The sequence below is a fragment of the Peribacillus sp. Hz7 genome, from assembly GCF_042136355.1.
Taxonomy (GTDB): Bacteria; Bacillota; Bacilli; order Bacillales; family DSM-1321; genus Peribacillus; species Peribacillus asahii_A.
The window spans coordinates 633,215-654,927 of the sequence record NZ_JBHHJV010000001.1; the positions used below are offsets into that span (position 1 = coordinate 633,215).

Below are 21,713 nucleotides of genomic sequence, written 5' to 3' on the forward strand. Positions count from 1 at the left end.
TATGTACGTTTTTCCTCTTTGCAGTAATTGATATATTCTAACGGGTTTGGTAAAGCGAAGATACTTAATCAGTAAATTTAAGTGTTTAAACTTTTTGTTTCTCTAGACATGCTCGCATTCATATTGCATTTGTATACCAACAATGTAGATTGTATACTTATTTATACATTATCCACATAAATACAATTAAGATAAAAATTTATATAGATGGGGGTGTTTGTTTTGAAAAAAGGGTTGTTAGGTACAATAATTGCTATTCTCGCAGTTATAGTCGTTTTTGTCATCTTGTTGATGAGTAGCTATAATGGCTTTGTCAATAAGGAGGAGGATGTGAATCAGTCCTATGCACAAATTGAAAATCAGCTGCAACGAAGACTTGATTTAATACCAAATCTTGTGAATACAGTAAAGGGATATGCTTCACATGAAAAAGAAGTGATTGCATCAGTCTCAGATGCACGGGCCAAATTAGCTGGGGCAAAAACTCCTGCAGAACAAGCAACAGCCAATGAACAATTATCAGGTGCGTTAAGTCGCTTGCTTGTAGTTGTTGAGAACTATCCTAACTTAAAAGCCAATCAGCAATTTACTCAATTAATGGATGAACTTGCAGGCACGGAAAATCGAATTGCCGTAGCTCGCAAAGATTACAATGAACAAGTTGCAGTCTATAACAAAAAGGTAAAAAGAATGCCAGGAGCAATTGTAGCAAGAATAGCTGGCTTTGATGAAAAAGAATATTTTAAAGCGGACCCTAATGCAACTAAAGCTCCTAATGTCGACTTTGGAGGCAATGGTCAATGATCAGAAAGCGGGTTCCGCATTTTCTTTTGGTGTTACTCGCTTCTTTTGTTTTAGCAGGTCAAGTATTTGCAAAGGATACTGATATTCCAAATTCAGTTGGTGACATTTACGTACAAGATTTTGCCGATATTTTAACAGAAAATGAAGAAAATCAACTAAAAAGTATAGGGCGCAGTCTTGAAAATCAAACAACGGCACAAGTGTCTGTTCTTACTGTTGAAACAACTGAAGGCACACCGATTGCAGAATATGCGAATGAAGCTTTCAGGCAATATGGAATTGGTAGTGAAGTGGAAGACAATGGCGTTTTACTCGTTCTTGCTATGGATGATCACAAAGTTCAAATTGAAGTGGGATATGGGTTAGAAGGGCGACTTCCAGATGGAAAGATAGGAAGGATTTTGGACGAACATGCGATTCCCTATTTGAATGATAATGAGCCAAACAAAGCTGTGATTGAAACGTACGAAGTGTTGGCACAAGAAGTGGCGACTGAATACGGCGTAGAAGGTGGTCAACAAACTACAGAGAAGCAAGCAACTGAAGAAGAAGGGATAGGAATACCCACGTGGTTAATCATTCTTTTTATTGTAGCTGCTGTGTTTATTGATTTTAAGTTTTTTGGAGGAACGCTTACTTCAATTATCCTGTCCATTTTGTCCCGTGGAGGTGGCAGAGGTGGTGGAGACGGTGGTTCACGCGGAGGTGGCGGCGGTTCCTCTGGCGGCGGTGGAGCAGGTAGAGGATGGTAAGGTCTATTTGTAAAGCAGCTACGAAAATCAGGAGTTTGTTTCCGGAATATCCATATTATTAAAGGGAATGTTCACACGAAGATTTCTTGATATCTCGACAAGAATAGGTTTTCGTGCGTTGTTTTTATTGTGATTGTCTATGTGGAAAAACGAGGCTACCTAAAGTTTTGGGCAGCCTCGCTTTTTTATTTCAAGTCTTCAATTGAATCAATATCGACATACTCAGGTACAACTAATCCATTCTTCGTTCCTTTAAGATTTGGTCCAAGGTCAATGAAATCGCCTTTATAGGCATTATAATAGTCAAGATGTGTACTTGGCAGCCATGCACTTACCATTGCATCAGCACTGCCATTGGCAATACCTGCAAACATTGGACCAACCTCAACTTGACTCAGCGTCACGTTGTAGCCGTGCTGCTCAAGAACTTTACCAATAACATTGGTACTAGCTATTTCAGTATCCCAGGCAACATACACAAGATTGATACTTTCACCATTTCCTGCTTGAGCTCCTTTTGTCCATTTAGCTGTTTTGTCCGGATTTGCTTGAATCCATTTTTCAGCAGCTTTAGCTGGGTCAACTCCGTTAGCAATGTCAACCATTACATCTTCCATATCACTTGGTTTCCAGAAGAATTGATCAAGGATAGTATAAGCACCAGGAGCATCTTCTTTAAGTCCTTTTCGGACGATTGTATTAATATCTTCAGCTCCACCAAAGGTATTATTCGGATCATCGAGATATTTTAAATCAAACGAAGAGAACATCCAATGGGGTGACCATCCTGTTACAATAATTGGTTCTTTATTTTCATAGGCTTTCTTCAATTCAGCAACCATTGCTGCCGATGAACCTTCAACAAGTGTCCAATTAGTTAACTCGTAATCTTTTAAGGCATTATTAGCCTGCTTCATGAGTCCTGCTCCAGGTTCAATCCCAATAACTTCATAATCCGTTTGGGCTCCAATCCCAGTAGCATTCTCTTTTACTGTATTTTCTTGTGCAAACACTAAAACTAGTGCAGAAACTACTATAAGCGCAGCTGCAATCGAAAGGATAATTTTCCGGCTAATGAGATGCTCATACGCTGGCTTGCGTATCTTTTGCGTAATACGGTCGAGGATGATTGCGATAATTACAATGGATAATCCAGCTTCAAAGCCTTGTCCCACGTTAATTTGACTGACAGCTCGGTAAACATCTGCTCCAAGTCCTGGTGCGCCAACTAATGAAGCCGTAACAACCATAGAAAGAGCAAGCATGATGCTTTGGTTTATCCCTGCCAAAATCGTTGGAGTGGCCAATGGCAATTGGACTTTGAATAATTTTTGGCTAGCCGTTGAACCGAATGCGTCTGACGCTTCAATGAGTTCTTTAGGCACTTCTTGAATTCCAAGATTAGTCATACGAATTGTTGGCGCAATCGCGAAAATAAACGAAGCAACAATCCCAGGCACGACACCAATTCCAAAAAATAAAATGGAGGGAATTAAATAAACAAATGCGGGCATTGTTTGCATAAAATCTAAAATAGGGGTGACGATTTTTTGTACTGTTTTGCTTTGAGCACACCAAATCCCAATTGGAATCCCGATTAGTATCGTAAAAAATCCGGATACTAAAACAATAGCAAGCGTTTGAATAGTTGATTCCCAATAACCAAGGTTATCAATCAATAGTAAACTAAGCAATGTAAAGATGCCTAATGGCCATCTGCTAGTATAGGTAACTAACAGGGCTAAAACAATGATTAGTAGAATGGGAGGTCCTACACTCAATACTTCAACAATAAAATTTAATAGCCCATCGATTACATTTGTAAAAAATGAAAATAATCCAGCAAATGCAACGGTAATCCAGTCAACGAAAGAATCTACCCAATTTCCTAATGGAATTTTTGACATATTCATTTAATCACTCACTCTCCAAATCGTTTAAAGAATCTTTATTCCCTGCTAAAGCACCAATTACGGCTCCGCGAATAACAATTCCTTTGATTCTGTTCTCTTCATCTATAACCGATATTGGCAGATTTGAGGTTGCGATAGCATCCATAAGATCGACAAGCAGCGCGTCCTCCGCGACAGTTGGGATATCGGTTGTCATCACTTCAGAAATCGATTGGTTTTGATCAATGGCTAGACGTGCTTGTTCAGCTGTCAGTGCCCCTAATAGCTTTTGCTTACGGTCCACCACAAATATACTGGAATATCCTTGTTTCCGCATAATTTCGAGCGCAACCCTCGGACCACGGTCTGCACCGATTTTCTCTGGTCGTTTCATTACGTGTGATGCCGTTAATATTTTAGATAAATCGACATCTTCAACGAATTTCTCAACAAACTCGTTTGCGGGCTTCATCATAATTTGTTCCGGTGTTCCAAGTTGAATAATACTGCCATCCTTCATCAAAGCAATTCGATCACCGATGCGCAGTGCTTCATCTAAATCATGGGTGATGAAAATAATTGTTTTCTTGAAATTTTCCTGAATTTCTAGTAATTCATCTTGCATATCTTTACGAATCAGTGGATCAAGTGCACTAAACGCTTCGTCCATTAACAGGATATCCGTGTCGCTAGCAAGTGCACGGGCGAGTCCTACCCTTTGTTGCATACCACCGCTCAATTGGGATGGAAATTGATTCTCATAACCTTTTAGACCAACGACAGCTAGTGCGCTCATTGCTTTTTCATGACGTTCTTCAACAGTGGTTTTTTTGATTTCAAGTCCAAACTGAGTATTTTCTAAAATTGTTTTATGGGGAAAAAGAGCAAAGTTTTGAAACACCATGCTTATTTTCTTTTGTCTTACTTCCCTTAGGCGAGCGGGACTCATTTTTACAATATCTTCATTGTCAATCAAAATTTCACCAACCGTAGGGGCGATCAGTCTGTTAAACATCCGAATTAACGTTGATTTCCCGCTCCCAGACAACCCCATAATTACGAAGATTTCTCCAGGGTAGATGTTGAAGTCCACTTTATTGACACCAACTGTTTGTCCTGTTTCTTTCAAAATTTCTTTCTTAGAACGACCTTGTTCTAAAAGCTCCAGTGCCGCTTTGGGAGACTTACCAAAAATTTTTGATACGTTTCTTACTTCTACAAATGGATTCATTTAAACACCTCGTTCTTAAATTTTCTTCTGAAAAACTGATATAGTAGAGCAAACCTTTTTCAGGAATATAAGCTTCCTCAAAATGATAAAGCGAATATTGTTCAATCATTCACTTACTTGCTCTTTAGGTTCTTATCCCACCTGCTTTAATTCTGAATGTCATAAAAAATTGGGAATTAAAAGTGAGATGTTTGCTTGTTTGACCTTGATTCTTTTATGAAGAGGATGTAGCCAAAAAGGGGAAAAACAACATCAAATATAGGGTTTTTTAAAGGGCTAAATCGTGTGTTTGCTTTTTAACTATATCGTTTTCTAGTATTCATATCAAATAACGTACACGCAGAATGAATGAGATTTTAGTAGAGTTTTGACTATAACTATCGCTTTTTTAATTTGCTGAAAATGTTGATATAGCAGGGGTTTGACAGTTTTTTTTAGTTGGAATGAGTGAGTGGAATTATCGTAGATTAATTTTTATAAAAATGAGTCTTTTATCCTATTGAAATTATTCGAAAAAAACAATTTTAAAAAGAGGAATGTAAAGAGAAATCACCGTGGTTGAATTCAAATTAGAAGATGAAAATTACTTGAATTAGAAAGTTAAATTTATCCTTTTTTAGATAGTCTATTAACAATCACTTATCAAGGGTAAGAGGTGCTTCTTCTGGAGGTGAAATTTCAACTTAGAGTATAGGTGAAAGTGTCAGTAACTTTCCGTACTTTCCAATTATCCAATAACTGTATTTCGAATTTTCACAGTTTCGATTGTTATCTTTGTTTTTTTATACTATGATGATACGTAATATCATATACAGATTGTTCCAAAGGAGAAAGATTAGTGGATTATAGGGATTGGGTTATGTTACAAGTGTTAAATGAATATAAAAACATCACAAAAACGGCGGAGAAATTGTTTATTTCCCAGCCAGCTTTATCAAATCGTCTCAAACAAATAGAAAAAGAGTTTGGTACTAAGATCGTTGTGAGGGGAAGAAATGGGATTCAATTCACACCCGAAGGTGAATATTTGGCTAAAAATGCGGATAAAGTAATATCTTTGCATAAAAATATCAAAGAAAACATTATGAATATGAACCAAAATGTAACGGGTACTTTAAGAATAGCTAGCTCTAATGTTTTTACAAGATACAAACTGCCTGCTGTTCTGAAACGTTTTCAAGAAATATTTCCTAATATTGAATTTCAGATTACTACAGGATTGAGCAAGGATATCTTTCAATTAATTTATAATCATGAGGTACATATCGGCTTTGTCCGAGGGGATTATAATTGGAGTGATGAAAAGGATTTATTATTTCAAGAAACATTATGTGTAGCCTCCAAAGAAGCGTTTACACTTAAAGATCTACCAGTTCTGCCAAGAGTAGATTATACGACAGATATTCTTTTGAAAATCGCGATTGATAATTGGTGGAGAAATACATTTCATAAGCCGCCTTTAATAAAAATGGAAGTAGATCAAGTGGATATAGCGAAGGATATGGTGATAAGCGGGTTAGGCTATGCCGTGTTACCTTCCATGATTTTAAATGGAATAGATAATCTTCATAAGGCAAATATAACGGATGAGAATGGATTGCCTATTATAAGGGAAACATGGATGTATTATAGCGCGGAATCTTTAGAATTAAATACGGTTAAAGCATTTGTAGAATTTGTAAGAGAGTTTGATTTTGGAGAAAATAATGTTTAAAACGCAGTATCGCGATATATCGCGATACTGCGTTTTATGTAGAGTTAAAATGGATTTGAAAAAATAAAGAACGGTGCTTTTCTACTATTATCACTGGATATATAAGAGATATTCAAATTATTTATATCTAGCGATTCATTTTATGTATTGTTCTTTTGATGAACTTACTCTTACAATCAATTCCATAGGTAAGCTTAATAAACTATATTTTTTAGTATTTTCTTAGTAGAAAAGGGTTCCGCTAAGAAGTGAAATATTGAAACGTGATGTAAATATGGTAGTACCAGAACTTATTTTTAGGGAGATGTCCTCATGTCAGCGAAATATTGTAAGGAATCAAGAGTAATTAGAACAAGTCGTATCTTTCCGAATGATGTAAATAATCATAACACCTTGTTTGGTGGTCGAATGATGAGTGATATAGACCAAGTGGCCTCTATTTCTGCCGCGCGTCATAGCCGAACGGAATGTGTCACGGCTTCAACCGATTCTGTCGACTTCTTACATCCTGTTCGACCAACTGATTCAGTAAGCTTTGAGTCGTATGTGTCATGGACAGGTGTATCTTCGATGGAAATTTTCGTGAAAGTTATTGCGGAAGATTTAAAAAGTGGGGAGTGTAAAATAGCGGCAACGGCACTATTAACATTCGTTGCACTTGATAAGTTTCAACGTCCTACCGCTGTTCCGAAAGTAATTCCTGAAACAGAAGAAGAAAGGAAATTACATGAAACAGGAGAAGAACGAGCAAGAATGCGACGTGAAAGAAAGCAACAAAGTAAAGAATTAGCTGCTTATTTAACAACAAAAACAGTTATTGCCGTGTGTTAAATATTACGTTATAGGTATTAACATACATAACTGTGTCTGAGAGGTCGACTTCATGGTCGGCCTCTTTTTATTATGGATAAAGAATAACTAAAGTAACAAAATAAGAAAAACCCTTGATATTATAAGGGTTTTCTAAAAAATAGAGTAGAGGAGTTCGATTTCTTGATTTCTGCATGGAAAGAACTTTGACATTTTCACCTGTTAATCTATTAGTTTTTCAAAGTCTAGTTTATAAACTTTTTTAGGACGGCCTCTAAGTTTTTCTTGTTTTCTGTATGAAATATGGGCAGCTCCGTTTTCCTCTAGCGTATTTAAAATTCGGTTGGCTTGACGTAACGTCAACCCTAAATGATAAGCTAAATCTTCTGCCGTCAGTTCATTTGTTTGTAATTTAGAAATTACAGCCATTATTTTTTGGATACGAAGGCTGGAAATACCTAACGTTTCACTTAGTTTTTCTAATTGAGGATCAACTGTATTGGTAAAGTGAAGACAAGTCTCTTCTCCTAGTGGACCAATTACTTCTTCGTTGGCAGTAATGACATAAGAACATGGAAAGTTGTTTGATTCAGCTTGCTTGTTTGCCGTTTGAGCCGATGTTTTAGCCGCATAGAGTGTAGTTCCAATTCCCCATCCTATATGTACATGAAAGGGGAGCGTTTGATTCAGATACTGAAGGAGGGAACACTCGGTAAATTCATTCGTTAAATTCTTGAGCTCAGCATACGACGTAATCACTTCAAAATTTGCATGCTTCTTCTGAATAACAGATAATGGTTTCTCTTTTTCATTGAATTCCAAAAGTGCTTTATGAAGCAGGATTTGTTTAAAATCCAAATCAGATATGTTGTCCTGGTTTTCAATCGTAATGATCCCGATTGTCCATTGATTTTCTAATAAATTAGAAATTTGCAATTCATTAATGATTTGCTGGATTTGCTCTAAAATGGATGCCTTAGAAGGAAATATAAAAATGTTTGGAATGCCAGCTTGATTCAGAAGCTCTACAATATTGCTCACACGAGTAATTGATAAATCAATCTTTCCCTGCTGCCATAATGAGAGATGCTGTTGAATTGTTTTTTCATAAATGGCTTCCGAATAGTCCATTTCATTTGAAAAAGGGAACTCCTCTTTTTTCAATACTTCTTTAATCCCCATATAATTATTCTCTTTATTAATAAAATCAATATATACTCTAGAAAAATTTAAATGTTTATTGGCATTGCTGATGGCAAATAAGCGTTTATAAAAATCTCCTTCTGGAATATGTAAGTAGTACGTTGGGGTTTGAAAGACGGTACATTCCTGCTGCCAAATTTTATAGCCTAATTCCCCACTGAAAAGAATGCCATCATAAAACAAGTGATGGCTTTTATAGAGCTCCTTAATCTCACTCAATTGACGATAAGGAATAAAGCTTAGCTCACATTGATCTTGGATATATGGTTCAATTTGTTTAATCTCCTCGATAGAATGAGGAGCAGTGATGACACCGATTTTAATCATAATAATTCGTCCTTCCCCGATCATAAGTATGCAATTTTATTATACTAACTATCCCCGTATATTACCAATTGAATTCATCTTTAATATTCGTTTCTAATGATTTCCGGTCCGAATTTTCTTGCCATTTTAAAAAATAGTTGCTAAAATTCATTTTAAGAAATGTCCTAAATAAGTCTAAAAATAAAACTTCTGTTATAGATTATTGCTGCGAAAACAACAATGTCATAAACAAGGTCCAAATAAAAAGGCTCATTTAGTAGATATTTATAAATAAAGAATGAAAGGGGAACTTGTATGCAAGAAAACGTATACAACAATAAAACAAAAACGACTGTTTTGACGCTTCTTTTTTTAACATGGGTGGTCAATTATTTAGACAAAAACTCTATGAGTGTAGCGATTATTACCATTTCCAAAGAATTCAGTCTAACTCCTACTCAAGGTGGAATGGTCATTAGTAGCTTCTTCCTTGCTTACGCGATTATGCAATTAATTGGCGGATGGCTGACTGATAAATACGGTGCGAAAAAAATCATTCTTATTTCATTGTTTGTTTGGTCTGTCTTTACTATTTTTACTGGATTTGCTTGGTCGTTTATTTCGTTGATCATTATTCGCTTTTTATTTGGACTTGGAGAAGGGAGTTTTCCATCGGCAAGTTCTGTAGCCTTGGCAGAAAATTTCCCTAAAGAACAGCGTGGACGAGCAAAGGGATTGTTATCAGCCTCTACTCAAATTGGTTCAATCATCTCCGTCTTGCTAGCTGCTGTACTAATTGAAAGTGTAGGCTGGAATACGATGTTCTTCATTTTTGGGGCGCTCGGATTTGTTTTTCTTCTTTTACTTTGGAAGTACTTGCCGGAAAGAGCGCAGCAAAAGGGAACTACTCAAACACAAAAAGTGTCTTATAGAAATGTTCTGAAAAATCCAACAGCTTGGCTGCTGATGTTGATTTATTTTGGGATGAGCATGGTGAATTGGGGACTAAACTCATGGTTACCTTCTTATTGGGTAAACGTTCGTGGGCTCGAGTTGGTCAAAACAGGGTTTATTTCTATGCTTCCAGTAGCATGTTCTCTCCTCGGAATCATACTCAGCTCATGGGCATTAGATAAACTGGCTGCAGGAAAAGAAAAGTTTATCATTATTACAGGTGCAGTTATTGGAATTATCGCACTGTACTTCACAATGAATGCATCAACAGTAACATTGGCGCTTACATTCCTTTGTTTTGCCTATTTTGGAGTAGGACTTCTTTCTGTTGTTCTTGCTATTCCGTTGAAATATTTCCCGCAAAATTCAATGGGTTCGACAGTTGGTATTATGTATTTTGGAGGGCAAATGGCTGGTACAATTGCACCAACTTTAATGGGATATACAATTACATTATTTAATGGTTCCTATAACGGGGCTTTCACATTATTAATAGGATCCCTTTTCATCCCAATTATAGCGAGTCTTTTCTTGAAATTAAATTCAACGAAACAAGAAGTAGGAAGTGAAGTAGCGTGAGTGACATTCAAAAAATTATAGAGCTTATTGAGCAAAAAAAAGATAAATGGGTCAGCGTTAGCAATCAAATTTGGGAATTTGCAGAAACGCGTTTTGAAGAGTTTCGCTCCGCTGAGCTCATCTGTCAAACCCTTGAATCGGAAGGGTTTTCGGTCGAAAAAGATATTGCAGGAATCCCTACCGCTTTTGTTGGCAGCTTTGGAACTGGGAATCCAGTTGTGGCCATTCTTGGTGAATATGATGCGCTTTCCGGGCTAAGCCAAAAAGGAGGTATTTCCGTTGCAGAGCCAGTTGAATTGGGTGGGAACGGACATGGCTGTGGTCATAATCTGTTAGGTACAGGTTCGCTTGCTGCTGCGGTCGCTCTTAAAGATATGATGGAGCAGGAAGGACTGCAAGGAACAATCAAGTATTACGGTTGCCCAGCAGAAGAAGGCGGTTCAGGTAAAGCGTATATGGCACGAGCCGGTTGTTTTAATGAGGTTGACTTTGCTTTATGCTGGCATCCGTGGACAACAAATACAATCTTGCCAGGGAATTCACTAGCCAACTACCAAGTTTATTACAAATTTAAAGGGAAAAGTGCACATGCAGCTGTTCAACCACATTTGGGCAGAAGCGCGCTTGATGCTGTGGAGCTAATGAACGTGGGCGTCAACTACTTGCGTGAACATATCATTTCCGAAGCAAGAGTTCATTACGCCATTACGAACACAGGAGGGTTTTCGCCAAATGTCGTTCAAGCAGAAGCGGAAGTGCTTTATTTAATTCGTGCCCCTAAAACGCCTGAAGTTCAGGGAATTTATGAAAGAATTTGCGATATCGCAAGAGGAGCCGCACTTATGACAGGTACGGAAGTTGAAATTGTTTTTGATAAAGCTTGTTCTAATTTGGTTCCTAATGTAACGCTGAATGCTACAATGGCTGAAGTGTTTAGTGAGATTGGTACTCCGACTTATAATGAAGAAGAAATTCATTTTGCAGAACAGTTGCATGCCACATTAGCTGTAGAAGATAAGGTTAATGAAATCAACAAATTACCGAAAGCAGTAGCGAGCGATCTAAAGGACAAAGCAATTTGCGATATTATTTATCCGTACGCTGATGATATAGCTGATGTACCCCTCGGAGGCTCGACAGATGTTGGGGATGTCAGTTGGATCGTACCGACTGCCCAGGTAGGTACTGCATGCTGGGTATTGGGGACACCTGCACACACCTGGCAAGTTGTGACCATCGGTTCTACATCCATTGGTCATAAAGGAATGCTTCAAGCAGGAAAAGTTTTAGCGGGGACCGCATTAGAAGTAATAAAAAATCCAAAACTATTAGAAAAAGCTAAACAGGAACTAAAGGAACGATTAAACGGTGAGGTTTATAAATGTCCGATCCCTGAAGAAGTTATGCCTGCGGGTAAAAGAAAATGATGATTGTGTTTTCAATTTGAAATAGGTACAATGTACATCCATTAGTTGATTTAATTGAATAATAGACATGAAAAATGATTCAATTACAGACTAGCAGATGGAATTAGCAGCGAAGTTCAGAGCTGATTTTGGAGATAGTCTATAAGAATACTCTTTGCATGCAAGCCCTTTTCTTAGGAAAAGGGTGTTTTCATAATCTATTTCCTAAAAGTTTCAATTTAGCATGACCTTTAATAAATGGTATGATAGGGAGAAACGGAGAATAAAGATGTAGTTTCCTTACTTCAGTGAATTTTTCTTTGAAAGTAGGTGTGAAAGGATCTGTTATGAGTAAAATTCATCATTCTATCAGAAGTATAATAGATAGTAATATTCCTTTTATGATTGGAAGATTTAAACAACATTCTCCCATTGATATCTACCTTAAATATTATGGACTAGAAATTGGGGCCATTGATTATAGATATGGTTTTGTGAATTGTTGTGAAGAGAAAATCTTTATTCAATCATTTAAACCTACAAACCCTCGTGCGATTGTTTTAGTTCTTCATGGTTATTTGGATCATACAGGTTCGATGAGTAATTTAATTAATTTTTTAGTAAAAAATAATTACCATGTGATTAGTTATGATTTACAAGGACACGGGTTATCTAGTGGAAAAAGGGCATTTATTGAAAGTTTTGATCAGTATGCGGATGTCTTTATGGAAGTCTGTGAAACTTACATCAAACCATATACTACACTTCCAAAGTACTTAATTGCTCATAGTACAGGTGCAGCAATTTCAGTTGAATATTTGCGGCGAGCTTCTTCAATTTTTCATCATGTCATTTTGTTAGCTCCACTTATTCGTTCCTATGCATGGAATTTATCAAAAATTGGTTTAAGTATTATGTCCCCATTTGTTAAGGAATTACAAAGAGTATTTAAAGTAAACTCATCCAATTCAGAATATTTAAGGTTTGTTAGAAGTGATCCCTTACAGCATAATAAAATTTCAATAAAATGGATAAAGGCCTTATCTACATGGAATGAAAAAATAATAAATTATCCAAAATTAGAAGATAGTCTTTTGGTCATTCAAGGTGATAGAGATAAAACGGTAGATTGGAAATATAATCTTAATTTTATAAGACATAAGTTCCCGAAAAGCCAAATTCGTATCATTAAACATGGTAATCATCAATTAATAAATGAAAACAATAGGTTAGTAGTTAGTGTATTGGATTGCATTTCAGAACAATTTCTACAGATAGATCATGCCCAGTCTTAGGACTGAGCTATTGATGTTGATACACTATTTTAGGAAGTATTATTCTTGCAATCTTGTGTAAAAAACCTCGATAATTTTTAGAAATTATCGAGGTTTTAATTATATCTGTTACTTTTTAGTATAAAACTGAATGTCGTGTAAAGCTTGTTGTAAATCTGATCTGGTTTTGAGTTCATTGTCAATTTCAATACCTAGTTCAATCATTGTGTCGGCAATTTCTGGGCTGATTCCCGTTAAGATGGTAGAGCATCCTAATAATCTAATACCTTTGACAATTTTAAATAAATGGTTAACAACGGCTGTATCGACAAATGGAACACCTGAGATATCAATAATTAATTGTTCCGCTTTTAGCTCTTTCACACGAACGAGTGTTTTTTCACGGATTTTTCGTGCTCGGAATGTGTCGACATTTCCAACGATTGGGAGTATGCATACTTTATCAGCGATTGGAATAATTGGAACGGATAATTCATCAACCGTTTCACGATGACTTTTTAATAATTCCTCTTTATAGCTGACGAAATATGCTGTATAAGAATCGATATATAAATCAATAATATCGTTTACACGACGCTCTAAAGCAAAAAATTGGTCCATATCAAGCGTCTTTTCAGATTCATTATAAAAAGCTCGGATAGAGTTCCAGATGATGCCGCGAGATGATTGGAAAAGCTCCCAAGCTAAGTGCATTGGAAATTCAGTTTTAGCACTGCGGACGCCTCTTTCTTTAGCAACATCCATAATTTGTTCTGTTTTTAATTCGCTAATATTTTGAGCAACAAGCAGCATAATTGGATTACCAAATTTTTTGTAGTTTTCCGTCTCTCCATTTTCATTTAAAAGAGATATTAAATAGCTTTTAGTTGCTTGTAAGTATTGCATCCATTCACTTGTGTAAAAATGGATATTGTTACTTAGAAATTCTGCTAAACTATGTTTCGTGTCAATGGTTTGTACCATAGAATCTCCCCCTGTAAATGGAACTGAATGTTTAAGTGTTTTTTTGAATGATAGAAAGAAAGTGGTTCCTTGTCCTTCCTCGCTTGTTACCCGTATTTTGGCATGATTATTTTGAATCGCATTAAAAACTTGTGCAAGCCCCATTCCTTTTCCATCTTGTTTCATTGTAAAGAACGGAGTACCGAGTAAACGCAATTTATCTTTTGGAATACCAACACCAGAATCTGAGATGCTAAGATGAATATTTTCATAGTCCTCAGTTTGTTCAATAACAAGCGTTCCGCCTTTAGGCATCGCTTCAATAGCATTTTTAATTAAATTGAACAAAGCTTTTTTAAGTTGATCTTTTTGGCCAATAATTCTGATATTTTCATTATCAAATTGTTTAATAACATGGATTGAATATAGCTGGTTTTGAAATAAAAGCAAAATGGATTCTATTTCAGTGCATATATTAAAATCTATTAATTCCTCTTGCGTAAATTCAGGCTTAGAGACGCTCATTAAATCATTTAAAATATGAATCGCTCGTTCTAACTCACTTAAAGCAATTTGCGAATATTCACTTTGATCAGTTTGACTAATTAATTGAAGAAATCCTTTTACGGCTGTTAAAGGATTGCGAACTTCGTGGGCAATTCCTGCTGCCATTTCTCCAATTGACGATAATAAATGATTATTCAAATTTGTATGATCATGATGATGCTGCAGATAATGAAGGTTAAATATGTAAAGATAAATATTATGTCCCTTTTTATCTTCCGGCGTTTTATGGAATAAAAAAAAGTAAGGCTGTGAATCGATTGTTGCCATAAATTCATTATGTTTACCCATGAAACATTCATGAAGCTTTGCTTTCACTTCTTTGTTTTTAATTTGATGAAACAAATAGTTTGTGTCACTTTCATCTGATAATAACAGCCTTTTTGCTTCATCATTAACACTTTGAATTGTACCATCAGGGTGAAGTTCAATTAGACCATATGAAATTTCATGAGCGGCGAGTGATGTGGTCAAAGTATCTAACCGTCCTTTCATTTAGCCATTTTACGGCCCTAACTTTCGTACCTATATTGACCGTGCTAGTAATATCAAATTCATCCATTAAGCGTTTCACTCCTGATAAACCTAAGCCTAATCCTTTTTTTGAAGGAACTACATTATTTAAAGCATTATCAATATTCGCTATTCCGGGACCTCGATCAATAGCAATAATTTCAATTTCATAAGGAGGCCTCGGATTAATAAAGATTTCTCCTTTATCAGCATAAAAAACAATATTGCGAGCTAATTCCATAATAGATACAACTAATTTGGTTTGATCGCTTTTATTTAGTCCGCAATTCTCTGCAACTTTTTTCCCAATTGTACTAGCCATGTACACATCATCTTCCCGATCAATAATGATTTTATACAAACCTCTATCAAATCCTTTTCTGTAATAAAAAACAGGTAGATTCATTTTAAGAATATCTTAGCATATTTAGACAAGTCTTGGATAACGCTTTTGATAACATTGTAAAAAATTATGTGCATCATACACAAATTATTGGTAAATAACAAAAAAATAGTATGTTTACTTTGGCGTTTTAAAAAGTCGTATCGAAAAAATAGTTTCATGATACAATTTGTAGGATGGTACATACAAATATTTTGATACAAGGGAGAGTTAGTAGTGAATTTATTATTTCCGTTGCTAGCTTTGCTTGGCGGAGCAGCTGTAGCAATTCAGAGTCAGATTAACGGGGGGCTAGGAAAAAAAGTAGGTGTGTTAGAAGCTTCATTAATCTCCTTTGGAGTGGGAACAATTGCTTTATTATTTATTGTTTTATTCTGGGGGAAGGGAAATCTATTGTCTGTTACAGATGTTCCAAAGTGGCAATTGATTGGCGGCTTACTTGGGGCATTTTTTGTTATTGTAACCGTTTTAGTTGTCCCGAAAATAGGTGTGGCTCCTGCTCTTATTGGAATTGTTGCCGGACAAATCATTATTGGAGCAATTGTCGATCATTTTGGTCTATTTGGCGGGCAGCGTATCCCAATTAATATACAAAAAGTGGCTGCGATTGCTTTGTTGTTTGCTTCATTATACTTGTTTAATCATAAGTAGGTGTGCTCTGGATAGGTCCCTCTTTTGAATTCTTTTGGATTTGGCACAATTCTTGCATATATAATCAATGACACAAAAGCTGAATATATATCAGTAAGTAGTGTTGTTAAATGAAGAAAGAATGGTTGCTGCATGTGATTTGAAAGAATGAAAAAGAGGGAGGAGAAACACATGAGAGAAGTAGTTATTGTTGGAGCTGCAAGAACACCGATTGGTACGTTTGGAGGTAGTCTAGCCGGAGTATCAGCAGTCGAATTAGGCGTTGTGGCTGCGAAGGAAGCTATTAAACGTGCGAATATACAAGCTGATATGATTGATGAAGTTTTGATAGGTAATATTTTATCAGCTGGTTTAGGACAAAATGTAGCACGTCAGGTGGCGATTCATACTGGAATTCCGGAAACGACTCCTGCTTTAACTGTTAACAAACTATGCGGTTCAGGCCTTCGAACCGTGATTATGGGAGCGCAGTTTATTTCACTCGGTGATGCAGATGTGATTCTTGCGGGGGGAATTGAGAGCATGAGCAATGCCCCGTATCTTCTTCCTAATTATCGCTGGGGTCAGAGAGCAGGACATGCAGAAGCAGTTGATTCTATGATTTACGATGGCTTAACAGACGTTTTTAATCAATATCATATGGGGATAACAGCCGAGAATATTGCTGAAAAGTGGGAAATTAGCCGTGAAAGACAGGATGAATTTGCTTTACTTAGTCAACAAAAAGCGGAAAAGGCCCAGATTGCTGGTCGATTTGAGGCTGAAATTGCTGCTGTTGAAATTAAAAAGAAGGGCAAAACGATTGTGGTTAACCAAGATGAATATCCACGACATGGTTTGACAATAGAGCAGCTTGCTAAATTGCGCCCAGCTTTTAAAGAAAATGGAACTGTTACAGCAGGGAATGCATCTGGTATTAATGATGGCGGGGCGATGCTTGTGCTGATGGCAAAAGAAAAAGCGGAGCAGTTAGGGCTTAATATTTTGGCAACCATTACATCTTATGCGAATGCGGCTCTTGATCCGGCTATTATGGGATATGCACCAGTACCGGCAGTGAAAAAAGCATTAACAAAAGCAGGATTAACAGTAAACGATATTGATGCAGTTGAATTGAATGAAGCATTTGCTGCTCAATCGCTTGCTGTACTTCAAGACCTGGAGTTAGATCCACGTAAAGTGAATGTTAATGGTGGGGCTATTGCTTTAGGTCATCCAATCGGTGCATCTGGCGCTCGAATTTTAGTTACATTGCTGTATGAAATGAAGCGCAGTCAAGCGAAAAGAGGGCTTGCATCTTTATGTATTGGCGGCGGGCAAGGATCAGCTCTAGTGATAGAACGACATTAATTGTCTAATATGGTCAAATTTTCTTATTTCATGTTATAATTTGTAAGGTGACATGGGGTAAGGAGAGTGAAGATGACCATTAATAAAAATCAGAAAGTTTCGTTAATTGCGTGGGAAGATATTTTAGAGTACGCTTACGACGGTTTCGTTATGGTTGATTCAGAGGGGTATATTCAAATACTAACTCAAGCGTATGCTGATTTTCTTGGCGTTAGTCGGGAAAACGCAGTAGGAAAGCATGTAACAGAAGTTATTGAAAATACTCGAATGCATGTAGTAGCTAAAACAGGGAAGCAAGAGAGAGCGGCATTACAAAGAATTAAAGAAAATTATATTATTGCAACTAGATTACCAATATTGAAGAAAGGAAAAAGTGTAGGGGCTGTCGGGAAAATTTTATTTAAAAATGTAGGAGAATTCACAGCTTTGTCCAAACGAATCCAATCTCTTGAAAAGGAACTGAAAAAATATAAAGGAGCGTTTCGTGAAGGCAATACAGCTTCTTATACATTTGATGGATTGATTGGTGAAAGCGAGGTGTTTTTGGAAGTAAAACAGCAGGCGGAACGAGTAGCAAAAAGTGATTCAAATGTATTGCTCCTGGGGGAAAGTGGTACAGGAAAGGAGCTGTTTGCCCACTCTATTCATAATGAAAGCCTGCGTTCTATGGGGGTTTTTGTGAAAGTGAATTGTGCTGCTATCCCGACAGAGCTTATAGAATCAGAGCTGTTTGGCTATGAAGACGGTTCATTTTCCGGTGCTAAAAAAGGTGGAAAAGCAGGGAAATTCGAAGCTGCAGATGGTGGGACTATTTTTCTTGATGAAATCGGTGAATTACCGATGCATATGCAGGTGAAATTACTACGGGTTTTACAAGAAAAGGAGATTGAGCGTATTGGATCTCCAAGTAGTATCTCGGTTGATGTAAGGGTCATTGCTGCGACTAATCGAAATTTAGCCGGAATGGTTGAAAAAGGTGAATTTCGACTTGATTTGTATTATCGGCTAAAGGTAATGGAACTGACCATACCTTCGTTAAAAGAGCGAAAAGAGGATATTAATATTTTAGTAAGATACTTTGTTGAAAAATATCAATGTATCATGAACAAATCTATTCAAGGTATAGATGATGACACGCTGCGCTTCCTTTCTTCCTATTATTGGCCAGGAAACATACGGGAGTTAGAAAACGTGATTGAACGTGCGTTAAATATTGTAGAAGAGGGAGAAACGATTACAGCTGAACATTTACCTGAAGAAATAACAGGGGTTCAAGATATCATTACGGTTCATCCGCTGGCTCAAGTGATGGAAGAAACGGAGCGAATGACGATTATCGCCTGTTTACGACTTACACAAGGAAATAAATCGGAAGCAGCCAAACAATTGGGGATTAGCCGCACAACGCTGTATGAAAAAATGAATAAATATGGCTTGCTGCCTTAGAAAAGGTTTCCTCTTGAGTAAGAGGGAACTTTTTTATTGGCTATTTATCAAGAGAATATCACCAGTAAGGCATAGTTTATAAGTGAAAAGACAAATGTGTTAGATATTTCGTACAATGGAAGTAAAGTAGCGTATTTTGTGTAAGGAAATCTGTACAGTATGGAAGAAATTTAGAGAATATTGTCTTAAAAATGAACAACTTTAGAAAATTTTCAAGTTACAAGATAGAATTATTTGACAAAAATAGCATAAATTTTGCATAATTATATATAAGAGGAAGAATATAGTAGGTTTCTGTAAAAAAATCTGTAAAAAAGGTAGATAAACATATGTATTTTTTCAGAATATGCAAAAACCTCGTACAAGTTTAGAAGTTTTACATACAATTGCTTCGATGGTGTATGGCCATATAATTTTGGTTGCTGTTAGAGATTTGCTACATACACACTATTTTTAGTTTCAATTGATCCAAAGATTAATAGTATAAGAGGAGATGGAAAAATGGGGAAAGTTATATCATCATTAGACGATGCAATTAAACAGATTCAGGATGGAGCAACGATTGTTGTTGGCGGCTTTGGGTTATGTGGAATTCCGGAAAAGCTGATTCTTAGTTTACGTGATCAAGGGGTTAAAGACTTAACAATCGTTAGTAACAACTGTGGGATCGACGATTGCGGTTTAGGTTTATTATTAGAAAATAAACAAATTAAAAAAATGATGGCTTCATATGTGGGAGAAAACAAATTGTTTGAACAGCAATTTTTAAGTGGTGAACTTGAGGTTGAGTTAATTCCACAAGGTACACTGGCGGAGCGTTTAAGAGCAGGGGGAGCAGGGATTCCGGCTTTTTATACAGCAACAGGGGTTGGGACCGAAGTAGCAAAGGGAAAAGAGCATAAGGAGTTTGATGGAAAGACCTATATCATGGAACAAGGAATCGTAGGTGATTTCGCATTTGTTAAAGCATGGAAGGCAGATCCTTTTGGCAATCTTGTCTTTCGAAAAACAGCACGAAATTTTAATCCAGTCGTAGCGACAGCTGGAAAGATTACAATTGCTGAAGTAGAAGAGTTAGTTGGAATAGGTGAACTTGATCCAGATGAAATTCATACACCGGGCGTGTACGTTCAAAAAGTTTTTGTAGGGGAAAATTATGAAAAACGAATCGAAAAGCTTACGACAGCTAATGCATAAAGGAGAGAAGCGATAATGACAAATCGAAATGCAATTTTAAAACGTGCGGTTAAAGAAATACAAGATGGAATGTGCGTTAACCTAGGAATTGGTATGCCAACTTTAATTGCCAATATGATACCGGATGATTTCAATGTTATGCTTCAATCGGAAAATGGATTACTTGGTATCGGTGCATATCCGAAAGAGTCAGAAGTTGATCCAGATCTGATTAATGCAGGAAAAGAAACAGTAACAGCAAGAGTAGGTGCTTCATTTTTTGATAGTGCTGAATCCTTTGCCATGATTCGAGGCGGACATATTGATTTGGCCATTCTTGGTGGAATGGAAGTTTCACAAAATGGTGATTTAGCAAACTGGATGATTCCAGGGAAGTTAGTAAAAGGAATGGGGGGCGCGATGGATTTAGTGCAAGGAGCTAAACGAATCGTTGTCATTATGGACCATGTCAATAAACACGGTGAATCTAAGGTCAAGAAAACGTGTACGCTTCCTTTAACAGGTCAAGGTGTTGTGCAATGTTTAATTACCGAACTTGCTGTTTTCCAATTTACTAACGGCAAAATGGAATTAGTGGAATTACAAGAAGGCGTTACGTTAGAAGAAGTAAAAGAAAAAACGGAAGCTGATTTTATTGTAAGTGAGTCATTGAAGATTAACAGTTAATTTTCATTATTGTAAAAGGGGAAGCCGCGATATGTGGCTTCTCTTTTTTTGTTCTTGTTAAACGAATAATGGCTACATATAAGAAACAAACTATGGATATTTGTAAATAGTAAAGTGGTGGTGATGTTTTTTGAAGCAGGTGGATTGTGTGATAATCGGTGGTGGAATTGCAGGTTTGCAGGCGGCGATTCAGTTAGGAAGGTATAAACATGATGTCCTAGTAATTGATTCGAATCAAGGCAGATCAACAATATGCAGGTGTTACCATAATATTTTAGGATGGCCGGACGGTGTAAGTGGACAAGAAATCAGGAAGCTAGGCAAGTTGCATGCAGAGAAATATGGCGTTCATTTTTTACGTGATGTAGTAACCACGTTAAAAAAAGAAAGCAATCATTTTTATTTAGAAACAGAGCAGCATGCCACATTCGAAGCAAAAACGATTTTTTTGGCAACAGGTCTTGTCGACCATCTTCCTAAATTGGAAAATTTAGTAACTTGTCTCGGTGCTGATATATATGTATGTCCCGATTGCGATGGGTATGAAGTTTCAGGCAAAAAAACGGTAGTATTAGGTGCTGGGAATACAGGAGCTGATATGGCGGTTACATTAGCTTACTGGTCAAATGATATTATTTATATTAATCATAATCAGTCGGCGGTTGACGTAACTAAGCTAGATGAGTTAGAAAAGCATCGTATCAAAATTGTTTATGAACAAATTGAAAAAATTATATTGGATGAAAAACAGCATTTTGCTGGGGTCCTGCTAAAAAATGGTGAAGTTGTGGAGGCGGAACGTGGTTTTATCGGGTTTGGTGGAAATAAAATTAACTATGAACTGGCCGAAGCAGTAGGTGTTGAGTTGACCGAAAATAAACATGTATTAGTTAACCCACGTACAAAAGAAACGAATATAAAGGGTGTGTGGGCAGGCGGAGATTTAGCAGCACACTCTGAGCAAGTAACCATTGCAATGGGCGATGGCTCTCAAGCAGCAATTTGGATTCATAAAAGATTGCTGGAACAGTAATG

At 36.7% G+C, this 21,713-nt stretch carries 18 protein-coding genes; 13 read left to right on the forward strand and 5 right to left on the reverse strand.

From position 1 onward, the window contains the following. Window positions 1-222: 222 nt before the first annotated feature. Together ACE199_RS03005 and ACE199_RS03010 are read left to right on the forward strand one after the other, a co-directional pair. Window positions 223-804: a LemA family protein gene (locus tag ACE199_RS03005; protein ID WP_375348512.1), complete on the forward strand. Its 582-nt coding sequence runs from the start codon at window positions 223-225 to the stop codon at window positions 802-804. Beyond that, window positions 801-1,556, forward strand: a complete 756-nt coding sequence (locus ACE199_RS03010; RefSeq protein ID WP_252283311.1) for a TPM domain-containing protein — start codon at window positions 801-803, stop codon at window positions 1,554-1,556. Before ACE199_RS03005 ends, ACE199_RS03010 begins: the two co-directional genes overlap by 4 nt. A gap of 185 nt (window positions 1,557-1,741) precedes the next feature. Here the strand turns inward: ACE199_RS03010 and ACE199_RS03015 are convergent, their stop codons facing one another. Then, window positions 1,742-3,469, reverse strand: a complete 1,728-nt coding sequence (locus ACE199_RS03015) for a glycine betaine ABC transporter substrate-binding protein (protein WP_375348513.1) — start codon at window positions 3,467-3,469, stop codon at window positions 1,742-1,744. A 4-nt stretch (window positions 3,470-3,473) separates the two neighbouring features. After that, window positions 3,474-4,679, reverse strand: a complete 1,206-nt coding sequence (locus ACE199_RS03020) for a quaternary amine ABC transporter ATP-binding protein (RefSeq protein WP_252290428.1) — start codon at window positions 4,677-4,679, stop codon at window positions 3,474-3,476. Window positions 4,680-5,538: 859 nt separating this feature from the next. Between ACE199_RS03020 and ACE199_RS03025 the strand changes: the two genes are divergently transcribed. Together ACE199_RS03025 and ACE199_RS03030 are read left to right on the forward strand one after the other, a co-directional pair. Beyond that, window positions 5,539-6,393, forward strand: coding sequence for a LysR family transcriptional regulator (locus ACE199_RS03025; protein WP_375348514.1), 855 nt, complete (start codon window positions 5,539-5,541; stop codon window positions 6,391-6,393). A 312-nt stretch (window positions 6,394-6,705) separates the two neighbouring features. Then, the gene (locus ACE199_RS03030) at window positions 6,706-7,224 is read left to right on the forward strand and encodes an acyl-CoA thioesterase (protein WP_252290432.1); all 519 of its coding nucleotides are present in this window, start codon (window positions 6,706-6,708) and stop codon (window positions 7,222-7,224) included. Window positions 7,225-7,425: 201 nt separating this feature from the next. Here the strand turns inward: ACE199_RS03030 and ACE199_RS03035 are convergent, their stop codons facing one another. Next, the gene (locus tag ACE199_RS03035) at window positions 7,426-8,733 is read right to left on the reverse strand and encodes a helix-turn-helix domain-containing protein (RefSeq protein ID WP_375348515.1); all 1,308 of its coding nucleotides are present in this window, start codon (window positions 8,731-8,733) and stop codon (window positions 7,426-7,428) included. A 294-nt stretch (window positions 8,734-9,027) separates the two neighbouring features. On the opposite strand from ACE199_RS03035, the gene ACE199_RS03040 reads away from it, so the two are divergent. From ACE199_RS03040 to ACE199_RS03050, 3 genes are all read left to right on the forward strand, one after another. After that, window positions 9,028-10,245 carry an MFS transporter gene (locus ACE199_RS03040; RefSeq protein WP_375348516.1) on the forward strand — a complete coding sequence of 406 codons (1,218 nt, stop codon included), beginning with the start codon at window positions 9,028-9,030 and terminating at the stop codon, window positions 10,243-10,245. Further along, complete coding sequence (locus ACE199_RS03045) at window positions 10,242-11,672, forward strand: M20 family metallopeptidase (protein WP_375348517.1); 1,431 nt, start codon at window positions 10,242-10,244, stop codon at window positions 11,670-11,672. The genes ACE199_RS03040 and ACE199_RS03045 overlap by 4 nt, the downstream gene beginning before the upstream one ends. A gap of 326 nt (window positions 11,673-11,998) precedes the next feature. Further along, on the forward strand, window positions 11,999-12,946 hold the full coding sequence (locus ACE199_RS03050) for an alpha/beta fold hydrolase (RefSeq protein ID WP_375348518.1): 948 nt from the start codon (window positions 11,999-12,001) through the stop codon (window positions 12,944-12,946). Between the two features lie 108 nt (window positions 12,947-13,054). On the opposite strand, the gene ACE199_RS03055 is transcribed toward ACE199_RS03050, so the two are convergent. After that, the gene (locus ACE199_RS03055; RefSeq protein ID WP_375348520.1) at window positions 13,055-14,926 is read right to left on the reverse strand and encodes an ATP-binding protein; all 1,872 of its coding nucleotides are present in this window, start codon (window positions 14,924-14,926) and stop codon (window positions 13,055-13,057) included. After that, a complete protein-coding gene (locus ACE199_RS03060; protein WP_375348521.1) occupies window positions 14,901-15,371 on the reverse strand; it encodes an anti-sigma regulatory factor in 471 nt (156 codons plus the stop codon). The genes ACE199_RS03055 and ACE199_RS03060 overlap by 26 nt, the downstream gene beginning before the upstream one ends. A 213-nt stretch (window positions 15,372-15,584) precedes the next feature. Between ACE199_RS03060 and ACE199_RS03065 the strand changes: the two genes are divergently transcribed. From ACE199_RS03065 to ACE199_RS03090, 6 genes are all read left to right on the forward strand, one after another. Beyond that, window positions 15,585-16,019, forward strand: coding sequence for a DMT family transporter (locus ACE199_RS03065; protein WP_127759929.1), 435 nt, complete (start codon window positions 15,585-15,587; stop codon window positions 16,017-16,019). A gap of 171 nt (window positions 16,020-16,190) precedes the next feature. Then, complete coding sequence (locus tag ACE199_RS03070; protein ID WP_375348522.1) at window positions 16,191-17,369, forward strand: acetyl-CoA C-acetyltransferase; 1,179 nt, start codon at window positions 16,191-16,193, stop codon at window positions 17,367-17,369. A gap of 72 nt (window positions 17,370-17,441) precedes the next feature. Beyond that, window positions 17,442-18,815, forward strand: a complete 1,374-nt coding sequence (locus tag ACE199_RS03075) for a sigma-54 interaction domain-containing protein (RefSeq protein ID WP_375348523.1) — start codon at window positions 17,442-17,444, stop codon at window positions 18,813-18,815. 501 nt (window positions 18,816-19,316) lie between these two features. Then, window positions 19,317-20,012, forward strand: coding sequence for a CoA transferase subunit A (locus tag ACE199_RS03080; RefSeq protein WP_127759932.1), 696 nt, complete (start codon window positions 19,317-19,319; stop codon window positions 20,010-20,012). Between the two features lie 15 nt (window positions 20,013-20,027). Beyond that, window positions 20,028-20,678, forward strand: coding sequence for a 3-oxoacid CoA-transferase subunit B (locus ACE199_RS03085; protein WP_127759933.1), 651 nt, complete (start codon window positions 20,028-20,030; stop codon window positions 20,676-20,678). A gap of 130 nt (window positions 20,679-20,808) precedes the next feature. Further along, window positions 20,809-21,711 (forward strand): NAD(P)/FAD-dependent oxidoreductase, encoded by a 903-nt coding sequence (locus tag ACE199_RS03090; protein ID WP_375348524.1) that lies wholly within the window; start codon window positions 20,809-20,811, stop codon window positions 21,709-21,711. Window positions 21,712-21,713 lie beyond the last annotated feature (2 nt).

What these genes read in the sequence shown, in the direction of transcription:
- ACE199_RS03075 (WP_375348523.1), top strand. Translation starts at nt 17,442, where the DNA reads ATGACCATTAATAAAAATCAGAAAGTTTCGTTAATTGCGTGGGAAGAT.
- ACE199_RS03010 (WP_252283311.1), top strand. Translation starts at nt 801, where the DNA reads ATGATCAGAAAGCGGGTTCCGCATTTTCTTTTGGTGTTACTCGCTTCT.
- ACE199_RS03035 (WP_375348515.1), bottom strand. Translation starts at nt 8,733, where the DNA reads ATGATTAAAATCGGTGTCATCACTGCTCCTCATTCTATCGAGGAGATT.
- ACE199_RS03020 (WP_252290428.1), bottom strand. Translation starts at nt 4,679, where the DNA reads ATGAATCCATTTGTAGAAGTAAGAAACGTATCAAAAATTTTTGGTAAG.
- ACE199_RS03050 (WP_375348518.1), top strand. Translation starts at nt 11,999, where the DNA reads ATGAGTAAAATTCATCATTCTATCAGAAGTATAATAGATAGTAATATT.
- ACE199_RS03080 (WP_127759932.1), top strand. Translation starts at nt 19,317, where the DNA reads ATGGGGAAAGTTATATCATCATTAGACGATGCAATTAAACAGATTCAG.
- ACE199_RS03030 (WP_252290432.1), top strand. Translation starts at nt 6,706, where the DNA reads ATGTCAGCGAAATATTGTAAGGAATCAAGAGTAATTAGAACAAGTCGT.
- ACE199_RS03085 (WP_127759933.1), top strand. Translation starts at nt 20,028, where the DNA reads ATGACAAATCGAAATGCAATTTTAAAACGTGCGGTTAAAGAAATACAA.
- ACE199_RS03070 (WP_375348522.1), top strand. Translation starts at nt 16,191, where the DNA reads ATGAGAGAAGTAGTTATTGTTGGAGCTGCAAGAACACCGATTGGTACG.
- ACE199_RS03060 (WP_375348521.1), bottom strand. Translation starts at nt 15,371, where the DNA reads ATGAATCTACCTGTTTTTTATTACAGAAAAGGATTTGATAGAGGTTTG.
- ACE199_RS03025 (WP_375348514.1), top strand. Translation starts at nt 5,539, where the DNA reads ATGTTACAAGTGTTAAATGAATATAAAAACATCACAAAAACGGCGGAG.
- ACE199_RS03040 (WP_375348516.1), top strand. Translation starts at nt 9,028, where the DNA reads ATGCAAGAAAACGTATACAACAATAAAACAAAAACGACTGTTTTGACG.
- ACE199_RS03015 (WP_375348513.1), bottom strand. Translation starts at nt 3,469, where the DNA reads ATGAATATGTCAAAAATTCCATTAGGAAATTGGGTAGATTCTTTCGTT.